This is a genomic window from Streptomyces sp. NPDC050085, from assembly GCF_044460595.1.
Lineage (GTDB): Bacteria > Actinomycetota > Actinomycetes > Streptomycetales > Streptomycetaceae > Streptomyces.
The window spans coordinates 47,670-68,437 of record NZ_JBITJZ010000019.1; the positions used below are offsets into that span (position 1 = coordinate 47,670).

Below are 20,768 nucleotides of genomic sequence, written 5' to 3' on the forward strand. Positions count from 1 at the left end.
AGGGTTCTGTGGAACTGGTGGTCACCGGTCGACGCCTCCCATCACGGGGTCGATGGATGCGACAGCGACGATGACGTCGGCGACCTGGCCGCCTTCGCACATCGCGGCCATCGCCTGCAGGTTGGTGAAGGACGGGTCGCGGAAGTGGACCCGGTAGGGGCGGGTGCCGCCGTCGGACACGGCGTGCACGCCGAGCTCCCCCTTGGGCGACTCCACGGCGGCGTACGCCTGTCCCGGCGGGACGCGGAAGCCCTCGGTCACCAGCTTGAAGTGGTGGATGAGGGCCTCCATGGAGGTGCCCATGATGTTCTTGATGTGGTCGAGCGAGTTGCCCAACCCATCGGGACCGAGGGCCAGTTGGGCGGGCCAGGCGATCTTCTTGTCGCCGACCATCACCGGTCCGGGGGCGAGCCGGTCCAGGCACTGCTCGATGATGTGCAGCGACTGGCGCATCTCCTCCAGGCGGATCAGGAAGCGCCCGTAGGAGTCGCAGGTGTCGGCGGTCGGGATCTCGAAGTCGTAGTTCTCGTAGCCGCAGTACGGGTCCGTCTTGCGCAGGTCGTGCGGCAGGCCGGCGGAGCGCAGGATCGGGCCGGTGGCGCCGAGGGCCATGCAGCCGGCCAGGTCGAGGTAACCGACGTCCTGCATACGGGCCTTGAAGATGGGGTTCCCGGTGGCGAGCTTGTCGTACTCGGGAAGGTTCTTCTTCATCTTCTTCACGAACTCGCGGATCTGGTCCACCGCGCCGGGCGGCAGGTCCTGGGCGAGTCCGCCGGGCCGGATGTACGCGTGGTTCATCCGCAGGCCGGTGATCAACTCGTAGATGTCGAGAATGAGTTCACGATCACGGAAGCCGTAGATCATGATCGTGGTCGCGCCGAGTTCCATGCCGCCGGTGGCGATGCAGACCAGGTGCGAGGACAGCCGGTTCAGCTCCATGAGGAGCACACGGATGACGGAGGCCCGGTCGGGGATCTCGTTCTCGATGCCGAGGAGCTTCTCGACGGCGAGGCAGTACGCCGTCTCGTTGAAGAACGGCGTCAGGTAGTCCATGCGCGTCACGAACGTGGTGCCCTGCGTCCATGTCCGGAATTCGAGGTTCTTCTCGATGCCGGTGTGCAGATAACCGATTCCGCAGCGGGCCTCGGTGACCGTCTCGCCGTCGATCTCCAGGATCAGGCGCAACACCCCGTGCGTGGAGGGGTGTTGGGGGCCCATGTTGACGATGATGCGCTCGTCGTCGGACTTGGCCGCGGACTGGGCGATCTCGTCCCAGTCGCCACCGGTGACCGTGTAGACGGTGCCTTCGGTGGTGGCGCGAGGGGTTGCGTGGGGTGTGGTCACGAGTACGACCTCCGCTGGTCCGGAGCCGGGATCTGGGCGCCCTTGTACTCGACGGGGATGCCGCCGAGGGGATAGTCCTTGCGCTGCGGGAAGCCCTGCCAGTCGTCCGGCATCATGATCCGCGTCAGCGCGGGGTGGCCGTCGAAGACGATGCCGAAGAAGTCGTACGTCTCGCGCTCGTGCCAGTCGTTCGTCGGATACACGGAGACCAGGGACGGGACGTGCGGGTCCGCGTCGGGCATGGAGACCTCGAGGCGGAGCAGCCGACCGTGGGTGAGCGACCGCAGGTGGTAGACGGCGTGCAGCTCGCGCCCCTTGTCGCCGGGGTAGTGCACCCCGGAGACGCCCGTGCACAGCTCGAAGCGCAGGGCCGGGTCGTCGCGCAGCGTCTGGGCGACGCGGACCAGGTGCTCGCGCTCGATGTGGAAGGTGAGCTCGCCGCGGTCGACGACCGTCTTGTCGATGGCGTTCTCGGGGACGAGGCCCTGCTCTTCCAGGGCGCCCTCCAGCTCGTCGGCGACCTCGTCGAACCAGCCGCCGTAGGGGCGGACGGCCTCGCCAGGCAGCCGGACGGACCGGACAAGTCCGCCATAACCCGACGTATCGCCGCCATTGTTGGCGCCGAACATGCCCCGCTGGACGCGGATCTCCTCGCCGGCCGTGCCGCGCTGCTCCGGCAGCGCCCCGCCGGACCCGTTCAACTGCTCGTCACTCACCGCAGCAGCCCCTTCATCTCGATCGTCGGGAGCGCCTTGAGCGCCGCTTCCTCCGCCTCACGGGCCGCCTCCTCGGCGTTCACGCCGAGCTTGGAGGACTGGATCTTCTGATGGAGCTTGAGAATCGCGTCCATCAGCATCTCGGGCCGGGGCGGACAGCCGGGCAGATAGATGTCGACCGGGACGACGTGGTCGACGCCCTGCACGATCGCGTAGTTGTTGAACATGCCGCCGGAGGAGGCGCAGACGCCCATGGAGATGACCCACTTGGGGTTGGGCATCTGGTCGTAGACCTGGCGCAGGACGGGCGCCATCTTCTGGCTCACCCGCCCGGCGACGATCATCAGGTCCGCCTGTCGGGGCGATCCGCGGAACACCTCCATGCCGAACCGCGCCAGGTCGTAGCGCCCCGCGCCCGTCGTCATCATCTCGATGGCGCAGCACGCGAGCCCGAACGTGGCAGGAAAGACGGACGATTTGCGCACCCAGCCCGCGGCCTGCTCGACGGTGGTGAGAAGGAATCCGCTCGGCAGCTTTTCTTCGAGTCCCATTGGTCTGTGGCTCCCGGTCTCCCCTATACGGGGCTCAGTCCCATTCCAGGCCGCCGCGCCGCCATACGTACGCGTACGCGACGAAGACGGTGAGCACGAAGAGCAGCATCTCCACGAGCCCGAAAACCCCCAGGGCGTCGAAGGTGACGGCCCAGGGGTAAAGGAAGACGATCTCGATGTCGAAGACGATGAAGAGCATCGCCGTCAGGTAGTACTTGATGGGGAAGCGCCCGCCACCGGCCGGCGTGGGGGTCGGCTCGATCCCGCATTCGTAGGCCTCGAGCTTCGCCCGGTTGTACCGCTTTGGACCGATAAGCGTGGCCATGACCACGGAGAAAATCGCAAAGCCTGCCCCGAGGGCTCCCAGTACGAGGATGGGCGCATACGCGTTCACCGCTCCTCGCTCCTCTCAGTCGGCACTGACTGCATGGGGGTCCCCCCTGCCCCTCAAGAGCCAGGGGGAGGTTGCACGAGCTCGTGGCACCCCGCCCCTCCTGCAAACGGTCGAAGATCGCTTACATGTGAAGCAGGTCACAAGCCCAACTTGCCCCGCATCCTATGCCTGGTGCTCTGTGATCTGCGACACGGGGTGCGCCAACTACTTTGTGATCTCCACCACCTGACGAAGGATCATGAAGTCGGATGAGCGGTGATCTTCACACTCGAAGCACCTGAGTGATCACCAGAGGTGACAACTTGCCACGTAACCGCTGGTAGGAGGCTCGGCGCTCTATCAAGAGGTGGGCGCTGCAGGCAAATTGGTGCTGGACGGCGGTGGCTGATAGTGGACGTCGTTCACACATCAGGGGGAGCGGTGTGGATGGAAGTGGACGCCAGGGGCGCCCCCTAGGGGTTCGGTGTGACCTGCGTCACGCACCAAGTAACGCTACGGAAACCGGGCTTGGCCAACGGTGTCAACGAATGGTAGGCGCCGGGCAATTCGGACGTATTGCGGAAACGCAGTGATCACAGCCCCGAACGCCCGTGTCCGTATTGCCCTTTACGGCGTCAATAAGGGCCGCTGGGGCGGGGATTCACGCCGCGGCTTCACAACTGTGGCGCACCACACGTTTCTTGAAGGGAACCGTGAAGCCCTGATAGCGGTTGTACTCATGTCCCACACCGCTCACATACCCAGCCACCGGAAGCCCCGTCGCAGCGCCTCGAAGATGGCCCTGCGCGCCGGAGTTACCGGTGGCGTCCTCAGCACCCTGGCAGTGGCTGGTGCGTCCGGTGCGGCGAACGCTGCCGAGCCGGTCACCCAGACCATCGAGCTGCCCACGCTCACCGCCGACCTGTCCTCCCAGGTCGCCCAGTCCGCGGACGCCACGCAGCAGGCCGCGGCCAACTACCAGCTCCAGGCGGAGCGCGACGAGGCGTTCGCCAAGGCTGCCGACCAGGCGAAGAAGGACCAGGCCGCCGCCGAGAAGAAGGCGGAGGCCAAGAAGAAGGCCGAGGCCAAGGCGAAGGCCGCGCGTGAGGCCGCCGAGCAGGCCGCCTCCCGCTCCAGCGCGCGCACCACGCTCTCCACCGCCTCCACCGGCTCCGAGACCGCCACGGCCCCCGCCAGCGGCTCCGTCGGCGCCGTCATCAGCTTCCTGAAGGCTCAGCTCGGCGACGCGTACGTGATGGGCGGCACGGGCCCCAACTCGTGGGACTGCTCCGGCCTCGTCCAGGCCGCGTTCCGCCAGGCCGGCGTGGACTTGCCGCGCACCTCGCAGGCGCAGTCGACGGCTGGCACCCCGGTCTCCCTCTCGAACGTCCAGGTCGGCGACCTCCTGTACTGGGGCGGCGCGGGCTCGGCGTACCACGTCGGTGTCTACATCGGCAACGGCCAGTACCTCGACGCCGCCAACCCGTCCAAGGGCGTCGTCATCCAGGACCTGTCCGGCTACCCGGCGAGCGGCGCGGTCCGCGTCCTCTGAGATTCTCTGAGGTTCTCTGAGGTTCCCTGTCGTACGGCGAAGGCCGCCGCTCCCCGCCCCGGGGCGCGGCGGCCTTCGTGCATCCGCTCACATGCGTGCCTCAGGCGGTCCTGCGGCGCAGCACGAGGACGACCGCGTCGCCGAATCCTCGCCGGACGAACCGGCGTTACCGGACGAACCGGTGCTATCGGTGGATGAATCGGTGTTACCGGATGAACCGGATGAATCCGACGAACTGACGTGGTGCCGGTGGACGGGGACGGGCTCGCGGAGGAGCCGCCGTCGGATGAGCCGCCCGTGCTCGGGTCATCGCCGGTGCCGTTGAGGACGATCCAGGCGGTGTTGTTGCCCTGGTTCGAATCGTGCGGACTGTCCGCGTACTCCAGCAGGACCTTGCCCTTGGCGTTCTCCACCACCTTGTCGATCCGCAGCTCGAACGGGAACGTCAGCTTCGCGTCCTCCAGGAGCGGTTGCGGCACCCAGCACCGGCAGCCCTCTACGCCCCCTGTTCGTGGCGGTCACGCCCTTGGGGACCTCGACCGTGAAGGAGAAGGGCTCGCCGCCGGTGCGCTGGGCGCTCATCCGGCCGGGGCCGTCGTGTTGCGGAAGCCGACCGGCGCCTCGGACGTGTCACCGGCCTTGAAGCCCTCGGGCTCGGCCCGGGAGGTCCGCGCCGCTCACCAGGACGTCTCGGCGTTGTCGCCCTGAAGGAGCAGGTTCACGCGGTTCTACCCGTGATGGCGACCTGGATCGGAGCAGCGCCGGAGGCGGCGACGGCAGGTGCGGCCGCTCAACGTCGAAGGGGGGGCGAGCCGCGGCACGGCTCGCCCCCCCCCTTCGGCTCCTCAACCCCGGCGATCGTTGCCCGCGGCTGCGTCACAGGAACATCTCAGGGCTCAGATCTCAGAGCTCAGGGCTCAGAGCTCGGCTACAGATGTCGCGGGTACGGAGCCCCATGGCGCGCTCCGGGTCCTGACTTCCCTCCCCGCGGCGGAGGTTGCTGCCCCCGTTGAATCCGTTTCGGCTGCTTCGGGTCGGACGGGGGCTGCGGGCCTGCGTACGGATCGTTCATGTCGCCAGCCTCGCCGCGGGTCCGGCCCTCCGCGAGCCGACGGAGCCGAAAGCGTGGGTCGGCCAGGAGGGCCGGGGCGGCGGTCAGGCCTTGGGGGCCACCTTGCTCAGGCCGTTGATGATCCGGTCCATGGCGTCGCCGCCCGTCGGGTCCGTCAGGTTCGCGAGCATCTTCAGCGTGAACTTCATCAGGACCGGGTGGGTCAGACCGCGCTGCGTCGCGATCTTCATGACCTTCGGGTTGCCGATCATCTTCACGAAGGCGCGGCCCAGCGTGTAGTAGCCGCCGTAGGTGTCCTTGAGGATCTGCGGGTAGCGCTGGAGGGCGAGTTCGCGGCTCGCGTCGGTCGGGCGGGCGTGCGCCTGCACGATGACGTCGGCCGCGATCTGGCCGGACTCCATGGCGTACGCGATGCCCTCGCCGTTGAACGGGTTGACCAGGCCGCCCGCGTCGCCGACCAGGAGCAGGCCCTTGGTGTAGTGCGGCTGGCGGTTGAAGGCCATCGGGAGGGCGGCGCCGCGGATCGGCATCGTCATGTTCTCCGGGGTGTAGCCCCAGTCCTCCGGCATCGACGCGCACCAGGCCTTGAGGACCTCGCGCCAGTCCAACTCCCGGAACGCCTTGGAGGAGTTGAGGATGCCGAGGCCGACGTTGGACGTGCCGTCGCCCATGCCGAAGATCCAGCCGTAGCCGGGCAGGAGGCGGTCCTCGCCAGGGCCGCGCTTGTCCCACAGCTCCAGCCAGGACTCCAGGTAGTCGTCGTCGTGGCGGGGCGAGGTGAAGTACGTACGGACGGCGACGCCCATCGGACGGTCCTCGCGGCGGTGCAGGCCCATGGCGAGGGAGAGCCGGGTGGAGTTGCCGTCGGCGGCGACGACCAGCGGCGCGTGGAAGGTCACCTCGCGCTTGTCGCCCGCGTCGCCCAACTTCGCGTGCACTCCCGTGATCCGGCCGGTGCGCTCGTCGAGGATCGGCGCGCCGACGTTGCACTGCTCGTACAGGCGGGCACCCGCCTTCTGCGCCTGCCGGGCCAGCTGCTCGTCGAAGTCGTCCCGCTTGCGTACGAGACCGTAGTCCGGGTACGAGGCGAGGTCCGGCCAGTCCAGCTGGAGGCGGACGCCGCCGCCGATGATGCGCAGGCCCTTGTTGCGCAGCCAGCCGGCCTCTTCGGAGATGTCGATGCCCATGGAGACGAGCTGCTTGGTCGCGCGCGGGGTCAGGCCGTCACCGCACACCTTCTCGCGCGGGAACGCCGTCTTCTCCAGGAGCAGGACGTCGAGGCCCGCCTTGGCGAGGTAGTAGGCGGTCGTCGAACCGGCCGGGCCGGCCCCGACGACGATCACGTCTGCGCTGTGCTCGGAGAGGGGCTTGGGCTGCTCGGTCACGGCGGGGTCTCCCCAAGGCTCGAAAACGGTGGGCTCGAAAATCGGTCGTCCCGAAGAACGTGGTCGCGAAAACGGTGTGCCGTCCGGCACGGACATGGGCAGTCTATTCAGCGGTACCGATCACCCAGCCGAAGGGCCAGCCCATGAGCCGCGTATACGTGCCGCCCGCCGTGGAACTGCGCGTCCCCACCCACGAGGACGCCTTCGCCTGGCACCGGGTGTTCGACGACCCGGAGGTCATGGAGTTCCTCGGCGGCCGGGCCGCGGCGTCCGAGCTCTCGGTCCACCACGAGGCGACGGCCCGGCAGCGCATGCACGACGCGGAGTTCGGCTTCTGCCTGTGGTCCCTGCTCAACGAGGAGGGCGAGGTCATGGGCTTCGCAGGGGCGCAGCCCTGGCGGCACGCCTGGGGCCCGACCGGCGAGATCGAGATCGGCTGGCGACTCGGCCGCGCGTACTGGGGCAAGGGCTATGCGACGGCCGCCGCGCACGCCACGCTGGAGCGGGTGCGGGCCGCGGGGATCGGCAGCGTCGTCGCGATGGTCGACGCGCGCAACGAGCGCTCGATCGCGGTGACCCGGCGCCTCGGCATGGATCTCGCCGAGACGTTCGTGACGCCGACCGGCCGCCAAGGGCACTGCTTCCGCCTGGTGTTGTAACGCCGGTGTGCAGCACGGGCGTTCAGAGCTACCCTGCCGGTACCTCCTGGGGGTGACATCTGTGCGGAAGACGCCCAAGACGCCCGAGACACCGGAAGTCCGCGTGCCGAAGCTGGTCGGCCTGATGGCGGTCGACGCACGGCAGGCGGCGTACGAGCACGGTGTGCTGCTCGCCGCCGCCGACCGCGGTGACTTCGACCTCGTGACGGTGGACTACGTGGTGCGCCAGTACCCCTTGCCGGGCGTCGAGGTCCCCCGCAGCGCGGTGGTCACCGTCTGGTTCGACCTCGGTGACGGCGAGGGCGACGGCGGGGCGGGCGTGCGCGTGCCCCTAGAGCCGGGCCCGAAGGGCGGTGGCATGCGCCGCGAACTCCCGGAGCCCGCCGAGCCGTTCACTCCGTGTCCGTGATCAGTCCGTGTCCGTGATCAGTCCATGTCCGTGAGCCGCCAGGAGTCGAGGCCGATCTGATAGGTCCCCCGCAGGTCGGTCCAGACGTCCTCCTTACCGGTGAGGAAGATCGTGTACTCGGTGCCGTCGGCGGCGATGTACGACTGGTCGATGCCGTGAACGGTCTGCCCGGCCTCGTCCTTGTACGTGTACTCCCAGACGGCGCCGTCCTCGCCCTGGAAGGTGTTCGTCTCCAGGCGGATGCGCTGGTACCCGGTCTTCTTCTTGTCCTCCTTGAGGTGCTTCTCCATCGTGAGGAGATTGCCCTGCGAGGTGTAGTCCGCGTTCGGGATGACGCCGATGACGTACTTCTCGAAGCCGGTGCTGCCCGCGTACGTGATCTGGCTGTCGTTCTCGATGCCGACGCGGCTCCAGACGTCCGGGACGACGAAAGAGAAGCCCTTCTCGTCGAAGACCTGGTGGTAGCCGGTCGGCACGTCGGGCATGCCGGTGGGCGCACCGGCGGCATCCGGGCTCGCGCTCACCGAAGGCTCCGATGTCGGCGAGGACGAAGGTGACAGTGAAGGTGACAGTGAAGGTGACGGTGACTGCTGGGTCTGCGCGGCCGCCGGCTTCTTGTCCTTGGCGTCGTCCTTGCCGTCGCCGCCGTCGTCCTGGAGCAGCAGCACACCGGCCGCGGCACCGCCGCCGATGACGAACGCCCCGGCGATCGTGCCGATCCAGATGCCGACGCGCCGCTTGGGGTGCGCGCCGTCCGCGGGCGGCGGGGCGAGGTGGACGGTGCCCGGGTCGTACGGGTCGTACGCCTCGCTCGGCGCGTACGACCCGGCTGCCTGCTCCGGCAACTGCGCGGGCGGGGCCGTGAAGGGCGCGGGCATCCCCTGCGCAGGCATCCCCGGTACCGGCATCCCCGGCACCGGCGCGAGCCCCGCCCCGCTCCCGCCCCCAACCATCCGCAGCAGATGCGGGCCGACGAACGCCGCACCGCCCACCCACAACAGCCCGAACAGCAGCGCGTCCGGCACGCTGACGCCCATCTCGAACCGGCCGCCCCCGCTGCCGAAGAGGTCGCTGCCTGCCGAGCCCTCCACGGCGAGGCCGCCGACCCCGGCGAGCAGCAGGAACAGGCCGAAGAACAGCCCGCAGGCGAGGAGTTGCTCCCGCCGGTCGAGCGAGCGGCGGGCCGTGAGGACACCGATGAGCAGCGCGCAGACGAGGCCGAGGACGAGGGCGTAGACGAGGGCGCCCGAGCCCAGTTCGTCGCCGAGCCGGGACAGGCCGAGCGACGCCTTCTCGTAGCTGCTGCCGCTGCCGAACGAGGAGGACGAGCCGCGCCCCTCGGCCTCCAGCGGAGCACCCCAGCACAGGCCGAGCACGGCGAGCGCGAGGTTGGGCAGCAGCATCAGGAACGCGCCGAGGCCCGCGGCGGCCGAGCCGTCGAAGTCGGAGTCGGCGGCGTCCGACAGGTCGGAGGGGCTGTTGCCGCCGTCCTCGCCGAAGAGGGCGAGCCCGATGTAGCCGAGCACGGCCGCGACGAGCAGCACCCAGCCCATGACGCGCACGGCCGTCCCGAAGGCCCGCACCGTCATCCGCACCCCGGGCCGCGCGGCCGCGACCCGGTACCGCAGGTCGTCGGCGTGGAGCACTCCCCCGGCGACCGCGAGGGCGAGCAGCAGCGTCCACAGCGCGGTCAGGAACGGGGCCGTGGACAGCGACACGTCCTCGATGTCCGGCTGCCCGATCAGCGCGAGGACCAGCGTCCCGCCGGCCACGAGGAGCGCGACGCGCACCGCCGCTTCGAGCCCTGCGGTGGCCCCGTCGGACGCGCCGGGCACGCCGGGCACGCCGGGCACGATCCGTGCGTACAGACGCGTGCGCAGCATCCGTACGCCGATGACGAGGGCCACGATCCACAGCACCGTCACCAGGAGCGGGACGACGGAGATGGACGCGGTCGCGGTGGCAGTGGCGGTGGAGGACGCGGAGTCGAAGTCGCTGCCGTACATCGAGCCGCCGGAGCTCTTGCCGGAGATCTCCAGGCTGCCGCCGACTCCCTGGAGCAGGGAGGCGAGCGCGATCCGCATCCGGTCCCCGAAGCCGACCACGACGTCGCCCGAATCCTGCCCGTACGACGGTATGGCGAAGGCGAACGCGGCGATCAGCAGCAGCCCGACCGGCCACAGCGCGGCCTGCGCGGCCCCAGCCCAGTCGCCGCGCAGCGCACGCGAGAAGAACTGCCCGACGGCCGAGGGCTGAGCGGGGCCCGGGGCATGAGCGGGAGGGGCGGGGGGAGGCGGCGGGCCCATGGGGAGGTGGGCCGGAGGGGGCGGCGTGGCAGGGGCGGCTGGTGCGGCCGGTGCGGCTGGTGCGGCTGGTGCGGCTGGGGAGCGTTCCCGGCCGCATCTCATGCAGAAGCGGGCGTCATCGGGAGCCTCGGCTCCACAGTGCGGGCAGAACGACGGCATCGGAGTGCTCCGTGATGTTCCGGGGGACGATCCGGGGACGAACGGGTGACACACCGTCACCGGTCGTCACCACGTAATCAACGGACACATCTTCCCGCCGTCCGGTTCCCCGCCAACGCCCGTGGGAGTCAGTGAAGTTGAACCGTTACAGGAGCAGACGGACTACTTGGTCCCGCGGTGCAGCGCGACGATGCCGCCGGTCAGGTCGCGCCAGGCGACCCGCTGCCAGCCGGCGCCCTGGAGGCGGGCCGCGAGCTCCGGCTGCGTGGGCCAGGCGCGGATGGACTCGGCGAGGTAGACGTACGCGTCCGGGTTCGAGGACACGGCGCGCGCGACCGGCGGCAGGGCGCGCATCAGGTACTCGGTGTAGACGGTCCGGAACGGCGCCCAGGTCGGGTGGCTGAACTCGCAGATCACGACGCGGCCGCCCGGCTTGGTGACCCGGTACAGCTCGCGCAGCGCCTGGTCGGTGTCCTGGATGTTGCGCAGCCCGAAGGAGATGGTGACGGCGTCGAAGGTGTCGTCCTTGAACGGCAGCTTCGTCCCGTCCCCGGCCGTGAACGGCATCCAGGGGTGACGCTGCTTGCCCACGCGCAGCATGCCGAGCGAGAAGTCGCAGGGCACGACGTACGCCCCGGCCTGCACGAAGGGCTGCGAGGACGTGGCCGTACCGGCGGCGAGGTCGAGGACCTTCTGCGCGGGCCGCGCGTCGACCGCCTTGGCGACCTCCTTGCGCCACTGCCGCGCCTGCCCGAGGGAGAGCACGTCGTTCGTGAGGTCGTACTTCTCCGCCACGTCGTCGAACATCGAGGCGACTTCGTGCGGCTGCTTGTCCAGGGATGCGCGGGTCACCCGCCCATTGTGGCAGTACGGACCCCGCGCCCGGCCGACCGGGCCCACCTAGGATGCGGGGGCATCGAACGAGGCTCGGAGGTGGGCGAGTTGGGGGCGGCGCGGCGTTGGGCGGCCGGGGCGTGGGTGGGTCTGGTGGTGGGTGGCTGGGCGGTGACGCAGGTCATGGAGGGCGGCATCGAGCCGACGAGCGGGCCGCGGCCCGCGGGTCACGCACCGCCGTCACCGACGCCGATCACGCTGCCGGGGGCGTGCCCGTCCCCAGAACCACGGCCGCCGGTGCCGACGGCGTACCCCGTGCCGGATCCCTCGTCGCACGGGATCGACCTGCAGTTCACCGAGACTTTCGAGGCCACAGATGCCGCAGAGGCCACCGGGGACGCCGGGGTGGTGAGCGGAGATCCCGGGAACTGCGTGGTCGTCACCACCCGCTGACCGGGCGGATCCGTGCGCCGGTCAGCGCGCCCGGTACACCAGCCGACCGCCGATCACGGTCGCCACACAGGTCGACGCCCCGCGCCGCACCAGGTCGTCCCGGTCCGTCACGTCGAACACCGCGAACCGCGCGGGCCCGCCCACCGCGAGCGCGGGCAGCAGCACCAGCGGCTTCGGGGACAGCGAGACGGGCCCGGGCAGCCGCTCGGGGCGGCCGCCGAAGACGAAGCCGGAGCGCTGCGCCACCTCCAGGACCGCCTTGGCCGTCAGCTCCCCCGCGAGGGCGACCGTGCCGTGCGCGAACAGCCGCTGCACGCCCCGGCGCGCGCTCGCGCCGAGCCGCGAGGGGTCGGCGCGGAAGATCTCCCGCGCCCGCTCCCCGCCGATCGGCACGGTCCCGTACGTGTCGGCCTCGCGCGGATCGGGGTGGTACGTGGACTCGAGGATCTCGGGGCCGTACGGGTTGAGCAGTCCCGGCGTGAGGATGCCGGGCCAGCGCCGCACCCGCGCCTGCGGAGCGGCGGCGGCCAGCTCCTCGTACGGGCCGAGTGCCTTGACGTACTCGCCGTCGACGAGGACGGCGGAGTCGTCGACGACGACGTGAAGTGTCAGCACAGGGGCGTCAGTTGGGCGTCAGTTGGTGGCGACGAGCTTGAGCTCGGGGTGTGCCGTGCCGCCCTCGATCGCGGTGGACGAGATGTGGGACATGACGCGCTCGTCGACCGGGTCGTTCGCCGGGTCGTCGTGCACGACGAGGTGCTCGTACGTCGTCGCGCGCTGGGCGGGGACGCGGCCGGCCTTGCGGATGAGGTCGATGATCTCGAGCCGGTTCGACCGGTGCTTGGCGCCGGCGGACGACACCACGTTCTCCTCCAGCATGATCGAGCCGAGGTCGTCGGCGCCGTAGTGCAGGGAGAGCTGGCCGACCTCCTTGCCCGTGGTCAGCCAGGAGCCCTGGATGTGCTGGACGTTGTCGAGGAAGATCCGGGCGATCGCGATCATCCGCAGGTACTCGAAGAGCGTGGCCTGCGTACGGCCCTTGAGGTGGTTGTTCTCCGGCTGGTACGTGTACGGGATGAAGGCCCGGAAGCCGCCCGTCCGGTCCTGTACGTCGCGGATCATGCGCAGGTGCTCGATGCGCTCGGCGTTGGTCTCGCCGGTGCCCATGAGCATGGTGGACGTCGACTCGACGCCCAGGCCGTGCGCGGTCTCCATGATCTCCAGCCAGCGCTCGCCGGACTCCTTCAGCGGCGCGATGGCCTTGCGCGGCCGCTCGGGCAGCAGCTCGGCACCGGCGCCGGCGAAGGAGTCGAGACCCGCGGCGTGGATGCGCTGGATCGCCTCCTCGACGCTGACCTTGGAGATCCGCGCCATGTGCTCGACCTCGCTCGCCCCCAGGCTGTGGATGACGAGCTGCGGGTACGCCTTCTTGATCGCGGAGAAGTGCTCCTCGTAGTACTCGACCCCGTAGTCGGGGTGGTGCCCGCCCTGGAACATGATCTGGGTGCCGCCCAGCTCGATCGTCTCCGCGCAGCGGCGCAGGATGTCCTCGAGGTCGCGGGTCCAGCCCTTCTTGGTGTCCTTCGGGGCCGCGTAGAAGGCACAGAACTTGCACGCCGTGACGCACACGTTCGTGTAGTTGATGTTCCGCTCGATGATGTACGTGGCGATGTGCTCGATGCCCGCGTACTTGCGGCGGCGGATCGCGTCGGCGGCGGCGCCGAGCGCGTGCAGCGGGGCGTCGCGGTACAGGACGAGCGCCTCTTCGGGGGTGATGCGCCCACCGGCGGCGGCGCGGTCGAGTACGGCACTCATTGACTGCTGCGCGGCCTTCTCGGTCACCGGGCGATCCCCTTTCGGAGGTGTAGAGCTGAAATCTCAGCGTACGTCAGCGGGCTGCGGCCCCCAGCAGAACCCCCGTCAAGGCCCCCACGATCATGAACGGGCCGAACGGGATCTCCGTCTTGCGCCCCGCACGCCGGGCGACGACGAGGACGAGGGCGTACAGGCCGTTGCACAGCACGCCCGCGAGCACGCCGATGGCCAGCACTCCGAGGCCGTACCAGCCGAGCGCGGCCCCGAGCCCCAGGGCCAGCTTGACGTCGCCGAACCCCATGGCCCGGGAGTTGGCGAGGTGGAGCACCAGGTAGAAGGCCGCCATCGCGAGCGCGCCGAGCAGTGCGCCGCGCCACGAACCGCCCGGCTCGGGCAGCAGCGCGGCCAGGCCGAGGGCGCCCACGGTCAGCCCGGCCAGCGGGAGCGTGAGCACGTCCGGCAGCCGGTGCACGGCGAAGTCGACGGTGGCGAGGAGGACGCCGAGGGGAGCGAGCAGCAGCCAGGCGCCGAGTTCGGGCCGGGTGCCCGTGGCGGCGGCGAGCAGGGCGCAGGCGGCGGCGGTGACGACGGCGAGGACCGGTGCGGACGGTCCGGGGCGCGGACCGAGCCAGCCGCGGGCCGCGCGCCACGGTTCGTCCGGTTCGACGGAGAGGCGGTGGGCGGGGCGCGGCAGGAGCAGTCCCGCGGCGGCGCCCCACAGGGCGGCGAGGGCGACCAGGGGCACAGTGCTACTCCAGTCGTTCCAGGTCGGCCCGCGGATTGCCCGCCTGGGTGTCGTCCGAGGTGAACTTCAGGCCCTTGCCGTCGGGGCGCAGGTGCACGAGGTGGGCTCCTTGCAGGCACTGGCCCGGGTTGCCGTCGCGGCCCCGGCCCACGGCGACGAGTTCCTTCTCGGTGACGGACTTCAGGCTGAGTTCGTCGACGCACTGGCCGCCGAGCGCGTCGGTCTGGGTCGCCGTCCCGATGGGTCTGCCGGTCGCCCCCTGTTTGACGACGACCACGTAGGTGCCGCCCGGCAGCGTCTGTCCGAGCCCGGTCACGGTGGCGTCGCCGCGCCAAGTGCCGAGGTAGGAGGACGGAATGGGCCCGGCAGGGGCGGACGCCGAGGAGCCCGCGGAGGGCCGGCCCCCGCCCACGGCGCCGCTGTCGCCGCCCTTGTCACCCTTGTCGCCCGGCAGCATGTTGATCACGACGATCCCGCCCACGGTGACGGCCGCCAGCGCACCGGCCACCGCGAGGGCGACCGAGCAACTGACCTTGCGGCCACGGCCGTTGGCGGACGCGGGCGTGGACGCCGCGGACACCGACACGGAGAACCGGCCGGGCTTCGCGTCCGCCACGGGCGCTTCCGTACGCGGCTCGGGCACGGCCGCGGGGGCAGACGCGGGGCCGGGCACGGGCGACGCCGCGTACGCCGGGTCCGGCGGCCCGAAGACCCCGGCGGGCCCTGAACTCCCCGTCACCGAAGGGCTGCTGAACCCGACGGGCCCCGTGGCCGTCGACGCCGCGCCCTCCAGGTCGAGCAGTTGCACCGCGCTGCGCGACACCTGCTCGACCAGCGCCCCGGGCAGCCACCCGGCCGCGACGAGCCGTGCCGCTCCCTCGGGCGCGAGCCGCCGCGCGACCTCGGCGGGGCTCGGCCGCGCGGCCGCGTCCTTGTCCAGGCAGGCGGCAGCGACGTCCCGCAACTCGCCGCTCAGCGCGCCCAGTTCGGGCTCTTCGTGCACGACCTTGTAGAGCAGCGCCGCCGAGGAGTCACCGGGGAACGGGGACCGTCCCGTCCCCGCGTACACGAGGACCGCGCCCAGCGAGAACACGTCGGCCGCGCCCGTGACGCCCTTGCCGAGGATCTGCTCGGGCGCCATGTAGCCGGGCGAGCCGATGGAGACGCCGGTGGAGGTGAGCGAGGCCGTGCCGTCGGTGGCCCGCGCGATGCCGAAGTCGATGAGGCGCGGCCCGTCCACGGTCAGCAGCACGTTCGACGGCTTGACGTCCCGGTGGACGAGCCCCAGGCCGTGCACCGCCGCCAGCGCCTCCGCGAGGCCCGCACCCAGCACCCGTACGGAATGCTCGGGCAGCGCCCTGTCCTCACCGGCGGCCTGCGCGAGCGAGGGCCCGGCGACGTATCCCGTCGCCACCCAGGGCACCCGCGCCTGAGGGTCCGCGTCGAGCACCGGCGCGGTCCACGAGCCGCCGACCCGCCGCGCCGCGTCCACCTCGCGCCGGAAGCGCGCCCGGAACTCGTCGTCGAGCGCGAAGTGCGGATGGACGACCTTCACGGCGACGGTGCGGCCGCCCGCGCTGCGGCCCAGATAGACCCGGCCCATGCCGCCGTGCCCGAGCCGGCCGAGGAGCCGGTAGGGGCCCACCGTCGCCGGGTCGTCGTCCTCAAGCGGCTGCATCCCGCGCACCTCCCCCGAGCTCTCCCCTGCGCGTGCCCCAGCAGCGTAGTCCCGCGACACGAATGCCGTCTCTTCCCCCTGACTTCACCCTGCTTTCATCAGGGCAACGGAATTCGGCAACGGCACGCACCGCAATTCCACGGCGCACCCCCTGCCGAATTCCGTACCGCCGGCCCCCGGAATCCCGGAACCCGCGAACCCGCGAACCCGCGAGCCTCCGCAGAGAACGACGGGATCAGGGCGCGAGCAGTTGCACCGCGACGTCCGCGGGAAATCCCGTGGTCGGCCCGACCCGTCGCGCGAACTCGGTGACGCCCGCCAACTGCGCGGGTCCGAACCGGAAGTCGAGCGTCGTGAAGTACTCCTCCAGAACGGCCTCGTCGAAGACCTCCCAGCGCGCCGCCTGCTCGGCGACCTTGGTGACCTCCTCGAGGGACAGGTCCCGCGACGCGAGGAACGCCTCGTGCACCTGCCGCGTGATCACCGGCTCCCGCGCGGCGTACTCCTTGCGGGCCGCCCACACGGCGAAGACGAACGGCAGGCCCGTCCACTCCTTCCACATCGCGCCCAGGTCGTGCACCTGGAGCCCGAGCCGCGGGGCGTCGTGCAGATTGGCCCGCAGCGCCGCGTCCCCGATGAGCACCGCGGCCTCCGCGTCCTGCATCATCAGGCCGAGGTCGGGCGGGCACGTGTAGTAGTCGGGCCGTACGCCGATGCGCTCGGCCAGCAGCAGCTGCGCCAGCCTGACCGACGTGCGCGACGTGGAGCCGAGCGCCACGCGCCGCCCGTCGAGCCGGTCGAGCGGCACCTGCGACACGATCACGCAGGACATCACGGGGCCGTCGCAGCCGACGGCCAGATCGGGGAAGGCGACCAGGTCGTCGGCGGCCTTCAGGAATTCGACGAGGGTGACGGGCGCGATGTCCAGGTCGCCCTTGACCAGCTGCTCGCTGAGCTTCTCCGGGGTGTCCTTCGTGAGCTCGAAGTCGAGCAGCGATCCCGTCCGGGCAAGGCCCCAGTACAGGGGCATGCAGTTCAGGAACTGGATGTGGCCTACGCGCGGCCGGGTGCGCCGCGCGGCCTGAGAGATCTCGGGAGAATTGTCCACATCGGCGAGGCTAGACCCCATGCGGTACGGTGCAGGCTTCGGGTCACCGACCGGAATCAAGCCTTCCGGTCAACCCGGATCGGGCCTCCGTCAAACCTCCGGGTGACGTGATCTTGCCCTCTATTGCTTTCGGCTGCCTGCGTGCTAGGCTCGCCGCAAGTTGCAGTTTGGTTTCCCTTGCAGTACAGAGCCTGCGGAGCATGTAACCGCGGGCTCTCGTCGTATTCAGACTTTTGCAGTTGTTCGCAAGCGCATTTGCAGGTTCTGGAGCAGGGCGACCCTTTGGCCCATAGGAGGGCTTATGGCTACCGGAACCGTGAAGTGGTTCAACGCTGAAAAGGGCTTCGGCTTCATCGCCCAGGAGGGCGGCGGTCCGGACGTCTTCGTCCACTACTCCGCGATCAACGCGAACGGCTTCCGCTCCCTCGAGGAGAACCAGGCCGTGACCTTCGACGTGACGCAGGGCCCGAAGGGCCCGCAGGCGGAGAACGTCACCCCCCAGTAGTTCGGGTGGCTTGATCCGGAACCTATAGCAGTACCCAAGGAGCCCCGCGCCGCAAGGCAGCGGGGCTCCTGCCTTTTCCCGTACGTGCCGCCTTCTTCCGTACGCGCTACGCGTGCTGCATGACCAGGACGCAGGTCGTGCCGGGCTCCAGGGCGCGGCAGGTGTGCGGGACGTCGCCGGGATAGGCGAGGTAGTCGCCGGGGCCGAGTTCGACGGGGGCGTCCTGGGGTCCCGCGAGGACGCGGCCCGTGCCGACGACGATGTGCTCGGTGGTGCCGTGCATGTGCGGGTCCGAGTCGCGGGCACTGCCCGGCTCGACCTGGAGGAAGTAGAGGTCGCGGCGGGCGCCGGGCGGGCTGGCGGAGAGCAACGTGGCGCTGTAGTCGGCCAGTTCGGACGGGACGGCCGGGCCCTGGCCCGCGCGGATCACCTGCACCGCGGCCCGCGGCGGGTCCAGCAGGGTGCTCGGCGGTACGTCGAGGGCGACGCTCAGCGCCCACATCGTCTCGAGGCCCGGTTTGCCGTTCGCGGCCTCCAGTTGGGAGAGCGTGGACTTCGCGATGCCCGCGCGCTTGGCCAGCTCGGACAGGGACAGTCCGGCCCGGACGCGCTCGCGGCGCAGGGCCGCCGCGATGCGGTCCAGGGGCAGGGCGCCTGCTGGTGCGTCCGGCTTGGTCATGGCACGTCTCCCGTCGTCGGCCTCGGGGCGTTCGCCGCGTCGAGGGCGTTCGCTGTGCCGACCCTATCGTTCGGCTTGACGAACACCCAGTCGTCCGCGCATGCTCGCTCCCATGCGTTCGCCGTACCGAACAATCAGCCCGCCAGACCGAACAGGGGCGGAGGTGGACCGGGGACTCCTGCGGGACGTCGCCCTGGTCTGTCTCGCCGACGCCGTCGTGGGTGTCTCCTTCGGGGCCGTCGCCGTCGCGAGCGGGCTGCCCGGGTGGCTGCCGATCGTGATGTCGCTGCTGGTCTTCGCGGGCTCCGCGCAGTTCAGCGCCGTGGGGGTGTTCGCCGCAGGCGGCGGGCCCGCCGCAGCGGCCGCGACCGGGCTGCTGCTCAACACGCGCACCGCCGCGTTCAGCCTGGCCGTCTCCGACGCGCTCGGCAGGACCTGGCCCGTGCGTCTGGTCGGCGCCCATCTGGTGACCGACGAGACGGCCGCGTTCGTCCTGGCGCAGTCCGATCCCGCGAAGCGGCGAACTGCCTTCTGGCTGTCGGGGATCGGGCTCTTCGTCGCCTGGAACCTGAGCGTGGCCGCCGGTGCGCTCGCCGGGTCCGCGCTCGGCGACACCGACCGGTTCGGGCTCGACGCCGCGTTCCCCGCGGTGCTGCTCGCGCTCGTGCTGCCCGCGCTGCGGGACGGGCGGGGCGTGCGCCGGGCCGCGGCGGCGGGGGCCGTGATCGCGGTCGCCGCGACACCGTTCCTGCCGGCCGGGGTGCCCGTGCTGCTCGCCCTGAGCGGGCTGCTGCTCACGCGGGCCACCCGGGACACCGCCGAGGCGGCCGGAACGGCCAGGAGGCCCAGAACCGCCAGGAGGCCCCGGTGAACGCCCAGTTGATCGCGGTGCTCGCACTCGCCGCGGGCACCTACGCCTTCCGGCTGACCGGGCCGCTCCTCCAGGGGCGGGTCGAACTCCCCGTACGCGTACAGGAGTTGCTGAGTCAGGGAGCGACCGTGCTGCTCGTCGCACTGCTGGCCACCGGAGCGCTGACGGCCGGGCACGAGTTCGCCGGGTGGGCGCGGCCCGCCGGGGTCGTCGCGGGCGGGGTGCTCGCGTGGCGGCGGGCTCCGTTCGCGCTGGTGGTCGTGGTGGCGGCGGCCGTCACCGGGCTGCTGCGCTGGGCCGGGGTGCCGTAGCGGCAGCCGGGCGCGAGCGCTCGGCCCAGCGCGCCACCGGGCCCATCGCCGTGCCCGCGGCCAGGAACACGGCGCCGAGCAGCAGCCACCCGGGCACGCCCCACGTGATCAGCAGCGCGGTCAGCACGAGCGGGCCGACGGTGCGGGCCAGCGGGACGCCCGTGCCGAAGAAGCCCTGGTACTGGCCGACCTGGTGGGCGGGGGCGAGGGCGAACGCCAGCTGCCAGGAGCCCGCCGACTGCTGCATCTCTCCCACGAGTTGGAGGACGGAGGCCAGGACGAGGACGGCCGCCGCGCCCCACGCCCCGAGGCCGGTCGCGGCCGACGCGGCGAACACCGCGCAGGACGCCAGCATCACGACGCCGGAGCGGCGCACCGCGCGGGTCGCGCCCCGCAATCCGTCGACGCCGCGCGCCATCCGCACCTGGAACGCCATCACCCCGAGGGTGTTGAGCACGAACAGCGCCGACACCAGCCAGCCCGGTGCCGCCGTGTGCTCGACGATCCACAGCGGCACGGCGAGCGAGAGCAGCGGCATGCGAAGGAGCAGGACGGCGTTGAGCAGGGTCACGGCGGCGTACGGGCGGTCGCGCAGAACGGCGAGGCGCGGCTCCTTCGCCGCGCGGACCGGGGTGGGCGTCACCTCGGGCAGCCGGGCCAGGATCAGGGCGCAGACGACGAACCCGGCGCCGTCGAGCGCGAACACGGCGAGATAGCCGCCGGCCGTGTCGTGCTGCAGGGCGAGTCCGCCGATGCCTGCCCCAACGGCCAGTCCCGCGTTGAGCGTTGACTGCAGCCGGGCCAGGACCGCGGTCCGCTCCCCCGGTGCGACGAGCCCCGCGAGCAGCGCCTGGCGGGCCGCGGCGAGGCCGCACTGCGCGACCGCGTAGGCGACGACCGCGAGCAGGAACGCCGGGTACGAGCGGATCACCAGGAAGGACAGCACCGCCGCGGCCGTGGCGAGGGCGAGGAGTGCCGAGGTCCCGCGCGGCCCGCGCCGGTCCGCGAGCGCGCCGAGCGGCACCCCGGCGACGGCGCCGATCGCCCAGGCCAGCGTGAGGGCGAGCCCGATCTGGGTGGGCGAGAGGCCGACGACGCGGGTGAAGTAGAGGGCGGAGGTCACGTAATAGGCGCCGTCGCCCACCGAGTTGGCGAGCTGGGCGGCGGCGAGGGAGCGGACGCGCGAGGGGTTCGGCATGCGTCCAAAGTAGAGAAGAATGGCCCACGCCAAGTAGGCAACTCA

21 protein-coding genes and 1 pseudogene are annotated in these 20,768 nt (G+C 71.1%); 7 read left to right on the top strand and 15 right to left on the bottom strand.

Annotation, left to right across the window (positions count from 1 at the left end; genetic code table 11):
* Positions 1-21: 21 nt before the first annotated feature.
* Genes ACIBUY_RS38660 through ACIBUY_RS38675 form a run of 4 tightly spaced genes read right to left on the bottom strand, consistent with a single transcriptional unit; the run spans position 22 to position 3,005 of the window.
* A complete protein-coding gene (locus ACIBUY_RS38660) occupies positions 22-1,344 on the bottom strand; it encodes an NADH-quinone oxidoreductase subunit D (RefSeq protein ID WP_365576825.1) in 1,323 nt (440 codons plus the stop codon).
* Positions 1,341-2,060, bottom strand: a complete 720-nt coding sequence (locus ACIBUY_RS38665) for an NADH-quinone oxidoreductase subunit C (RefSeq protein WP_399155153.1) — start codon at positions 2,058-2,060, stop codon at positions 1,341-1,343. Before ACIBUY_RS38665 ends, ACIBUY_RS38660 begins: the two co-directional genes overlap by 4 nt.
* On the bottom strand, positions 2,057-2,611 hold the full coding sequence (locus ACIBUY_RS38670) for an NADH-quinone oxidoreductase subunit B family protein (RefSeq protein ID WP_006133126.1): 555 nt from the start codon (positions 2,609-2,611) through the stop codon (positions 2,057-2,059). Before ACIBUY_RS38670 ends, ACIBUY_RS38665 begins: the two co-directional genes overlap by 4 nt.
* Positions 2,612-2,645: 34 nt before the next feature.
* Complete coding sequence (locus ACIBUY_RS38675) at positions 2,646-3,005, bottom strand: NADH-quinone oxidoreductase subunit A (protein ID WP_007383963.1); 360 nt, start codon at positions 3,003-3,005, stop codon at positions 2,646-2,648.
* Positions 3,006-3,723: 718 nt separating this feature from the next.
* On the opposite strand from ACIBUY_RS38675, the gene ACIBUY_RS38680 reads away from it, so the two are divergent.
* Positions 3,724-4,536, top strand: a complete 813-nt coding sequence (locus tag ACIBUY_RS38680) for a C40 family peptidase (protein ID WP_365576821.1) — start codon at positions 3,724-3,726, stop codon at positions 4,534-4,536.
* Positions 4,537-5,691: 1,155 nt separating this feature from the next.
* On the opposite strand, the gene ACIBUY_RS38685 is transcribed toward ACIBUY_RS38680, so the two are convergent.
* Positions 5,692-6,993, bottom strand: coding sequence for a geranylgeranyl reductase family protein (locus ACIBUY_RS38685; RefSeq protein WP_399155154.1), 1,302 nt, complete (start codon positions 6,991-6,993; stop codon positions 5,692-5,694).
* Between the two features lie 143 nt (positions 6,994-7,136).
* Between ACIBUY_RS38685 and ACIBUY_RS38690 the strand changes: the two genes are divergently transcribed.
* Together ACIBUY_RS38690 and ACIBUY_RS38695 are read left to right on the top strand one after the other, a co-directional pair.
* Positions 7,137-7,652 (top strand): GNAT family protein, encoded by a 516-nt coding sequence (locus ACIBUY_RS38690; RefSeq protein WP_365576815.1) that lies wholly within the window; start codon positions 7,137-7,139, stop codon positions 7,650-7,652.
* 124 nt (positions 7,653-7,776) lie between these two features.
* Entirely contained in the window at positions 7,777-8,061 is a 285-nt protein-coding gene (locus ACIBUY_RS38695) for a PASTA domain-containing protein (RefSeq protein WP_365576902.1), read from the top strand.
* Between the two features lie 17 nt (positions 8,062-8,078).
* Here the strand turns inward: ACIBUY_RS38695 and ACIBUY_RS38700 are convergent, their stop codons facing one another.
* From ACIBUY_RS38700 to ACIBUY_RS38710, 3 genes and pseudogenes are all read right to left on the bottom strand, one after another.
* On the bottom strand, positions 8,079-10,367 hold the full coding sequence (locus ACIBUY_RS38700) for a hypothetical protein (protein WP_399155196.1): 2,289 nt from the start codon (positions 10,365-10,367) through the stop codon (positions 8,079-8,081).
* Between the two features lie 90 nt (positions 10,368-10,457).
* A pseudogene (locus ACIBUY_RS38705) lies at positions 10,458-10,526 on the bottom strand (zinc-ribbon domain-containing protein); the annotation flags it as partial.
* Positions 10,527-10,688: 162 nt separating this feature from the next.
* The gene (locus tag ACIBUY_RS38710) at positions 10,689-11,378 is read right to left on the bottom strand and encodes a demethylmenaquinone methyltransferase (RefSeq protein WP_365576813.1); all 690 of its coding nucleotides are present in this window, start codon (positions 11,376-11,378) and stop codon (positions 10,689-10,691) included.
* An 81-nt stretch (positions 11,379-11,459) separates the two neighbouring features.
* On the opposite strand from ACIBUY_RS38710, the gene ACIBUY_RS38715 reads away from it, so the two are divergent.
* Positions 11,460-11,813: a hypothetical protein gene (locus ACIBUY_RS38715; RefSeq protein ID WP_399155155.1), complete on the top strand. Its 354-nt coding sequence runs from the start codon at positions 11,460-11,462 to the stop codon at positions 11,811-11,813.
* Positions 11,814-11,834: 21 nt separating this feature from the next.
* On the opposite strand, the gene ACIBUY_RS38720 is transcribed toward ACIBUY_RS38715, so the two are convergent.
* The 5 genes from ACIBUY_RS38720 to ACIBUY_RS38740 form a co-directional block, all read right to left on the bottom strand.
* On the bottom strand, positions 11,835-12,428 hold the full coding sequence (locus ACIBUY_RS38720) for an imidazolonepropionase-like domain-containing protein (protein WP_399155156.1): 594 nt from the start codon (positions 12,426-12,428) through the stop codon (positions 11,835-11,837).
* 18 nt (positions 12,429-12,446) lie between these two features.
* Positions 12,447-13,655 (bottom strand): cyclic dehypoxanthinyl futalosine synthase, encoded by a 1,209-nt coding sequence (gene mqnC / locus ACIBUY_RS38725; RefSeq protein WP_365576807.1) that lies wholly within the window; start codon positions 13,653-13,655, stop codon positions 12,447-12,449.
* A 46-nt stretch (positions 13,656-13,701) separates the two neighbouring features.
* The gene (locus ACIBUY_RS38730; protein WP_365576805.1) at positions 13,702-14,373 is read right to left on the bottom strand and encodes an A24 family peptidase; all 672 of its coding nucleotides are present in this window, start codon (positions 14,371-14,373) and stop codon (positions 13,702-13,704) included.
* 4 nt (positions 14,374-14,377) lie between these two features.
* On the bottom strand, positions 14,378-16,051 hold the full coding sequence (locus ACIBUY_RS38735) for a protein kinase (RefSeq protein ID WP_399155157.1): 1,674 nt from the start codon (positions 16,049-16,051) through the stop codon (positions 14,378-14,380).
* 235 nt (positions 16,052-16,286) lie between these two features.
* A complete protein-coding gene (locus tag ACIBUY_RS38740; RefSeq protein WP_365576801.1) occupies positions 16,287-17,180 on the bottom strand; it encodes a menaquinone biosynthesis protein in 894 nt (297 codons plus the stop codon).
* Positions 17,181-17,460: 280 nt separating this feature from the next.
* Here ACIBUY_RS38740 and ACIBUY_RS38745 point away from each other — a divergent pair, with 280 nt between their 5' ends.
* On the top strand, positions 17,461-17,664 hold the full coding sequence (locus ACIBUY_RS38745) for a cold-shock protein (protein WP_266600482.1): 204 nt from the start codon (positions 17,461-17,463) through the stop codon (positions 17,662-17,664).
* A 106-nt stretch (positions 17,665-17,770) separates the two neighbouring features.
* Here ACIBUY_RS38745 and ACIBUY_RS38750 read toward each other — a convergent pair whose 3' ends face one another.
* Positions 17,771-18,343, bottom strand: coding sequence for an XRE family transcriptional regulator (locus tag ACIBUY_RS38750; protein WP_365576799.1), 573 nt, complete (start codon positions 18,341-18,343; stop codon positions 17,771-17,773).
* A gap of 112 nt (positions 18,344-18,455) precedes the next feature.
* Between ACIBUY_RS38750 and ACIBUY_RS38755 the strand changes: the two genes are divergently transcribed.
* The gene (locus ACIBUY_RS38755; protein ID WP_399155158.1) at positions 18,456-19,214 is read left to right on the top strand and encodes an AzlC family ABC transporter permease; all 759 of its coding nucleotides are present in this window, start codon (positions 18,456-18,458) and stop codon (positions 19,212-19,214) included.
* Positions 19,211-19,525 carry an AzlD domain-containing protein gene (locus tag ACIBUY_RS38760; RefSeq protein ID WP_365576795.1) on the top strand — a complete coding sequence of 105 codons (315 nt, stop codon included), beginning with the start codon at positions 19,211-19,213 and terminating at the stop codon, positions 19,523-19,525. The genes ACIBUY_RS38755 and ACIBUY_RS38760 overlap by 4 nt, the downstream gene beginning before the upstream one ends.
* Here the strand turns inward: ACIBUY_RS38760 and ACIBUY_RS38765 are convergent.
* Positions 19,491-20,723, bottom strand: coding sequence for an MFS transporter (locus tag ACIBUY_RS38765; protein WP_365576793.1), 1,233 nt, complete (start codon positions 20,721-20,723; stop codon positions 19,491-19,493). The genes ACIBUY_RS38760 and ACIBUY_RS38765 overlap by 35 nt on opposite strands.
* Between the last annotated feature and the right edge of the window lie 45 nt (positions 20,724-20,768).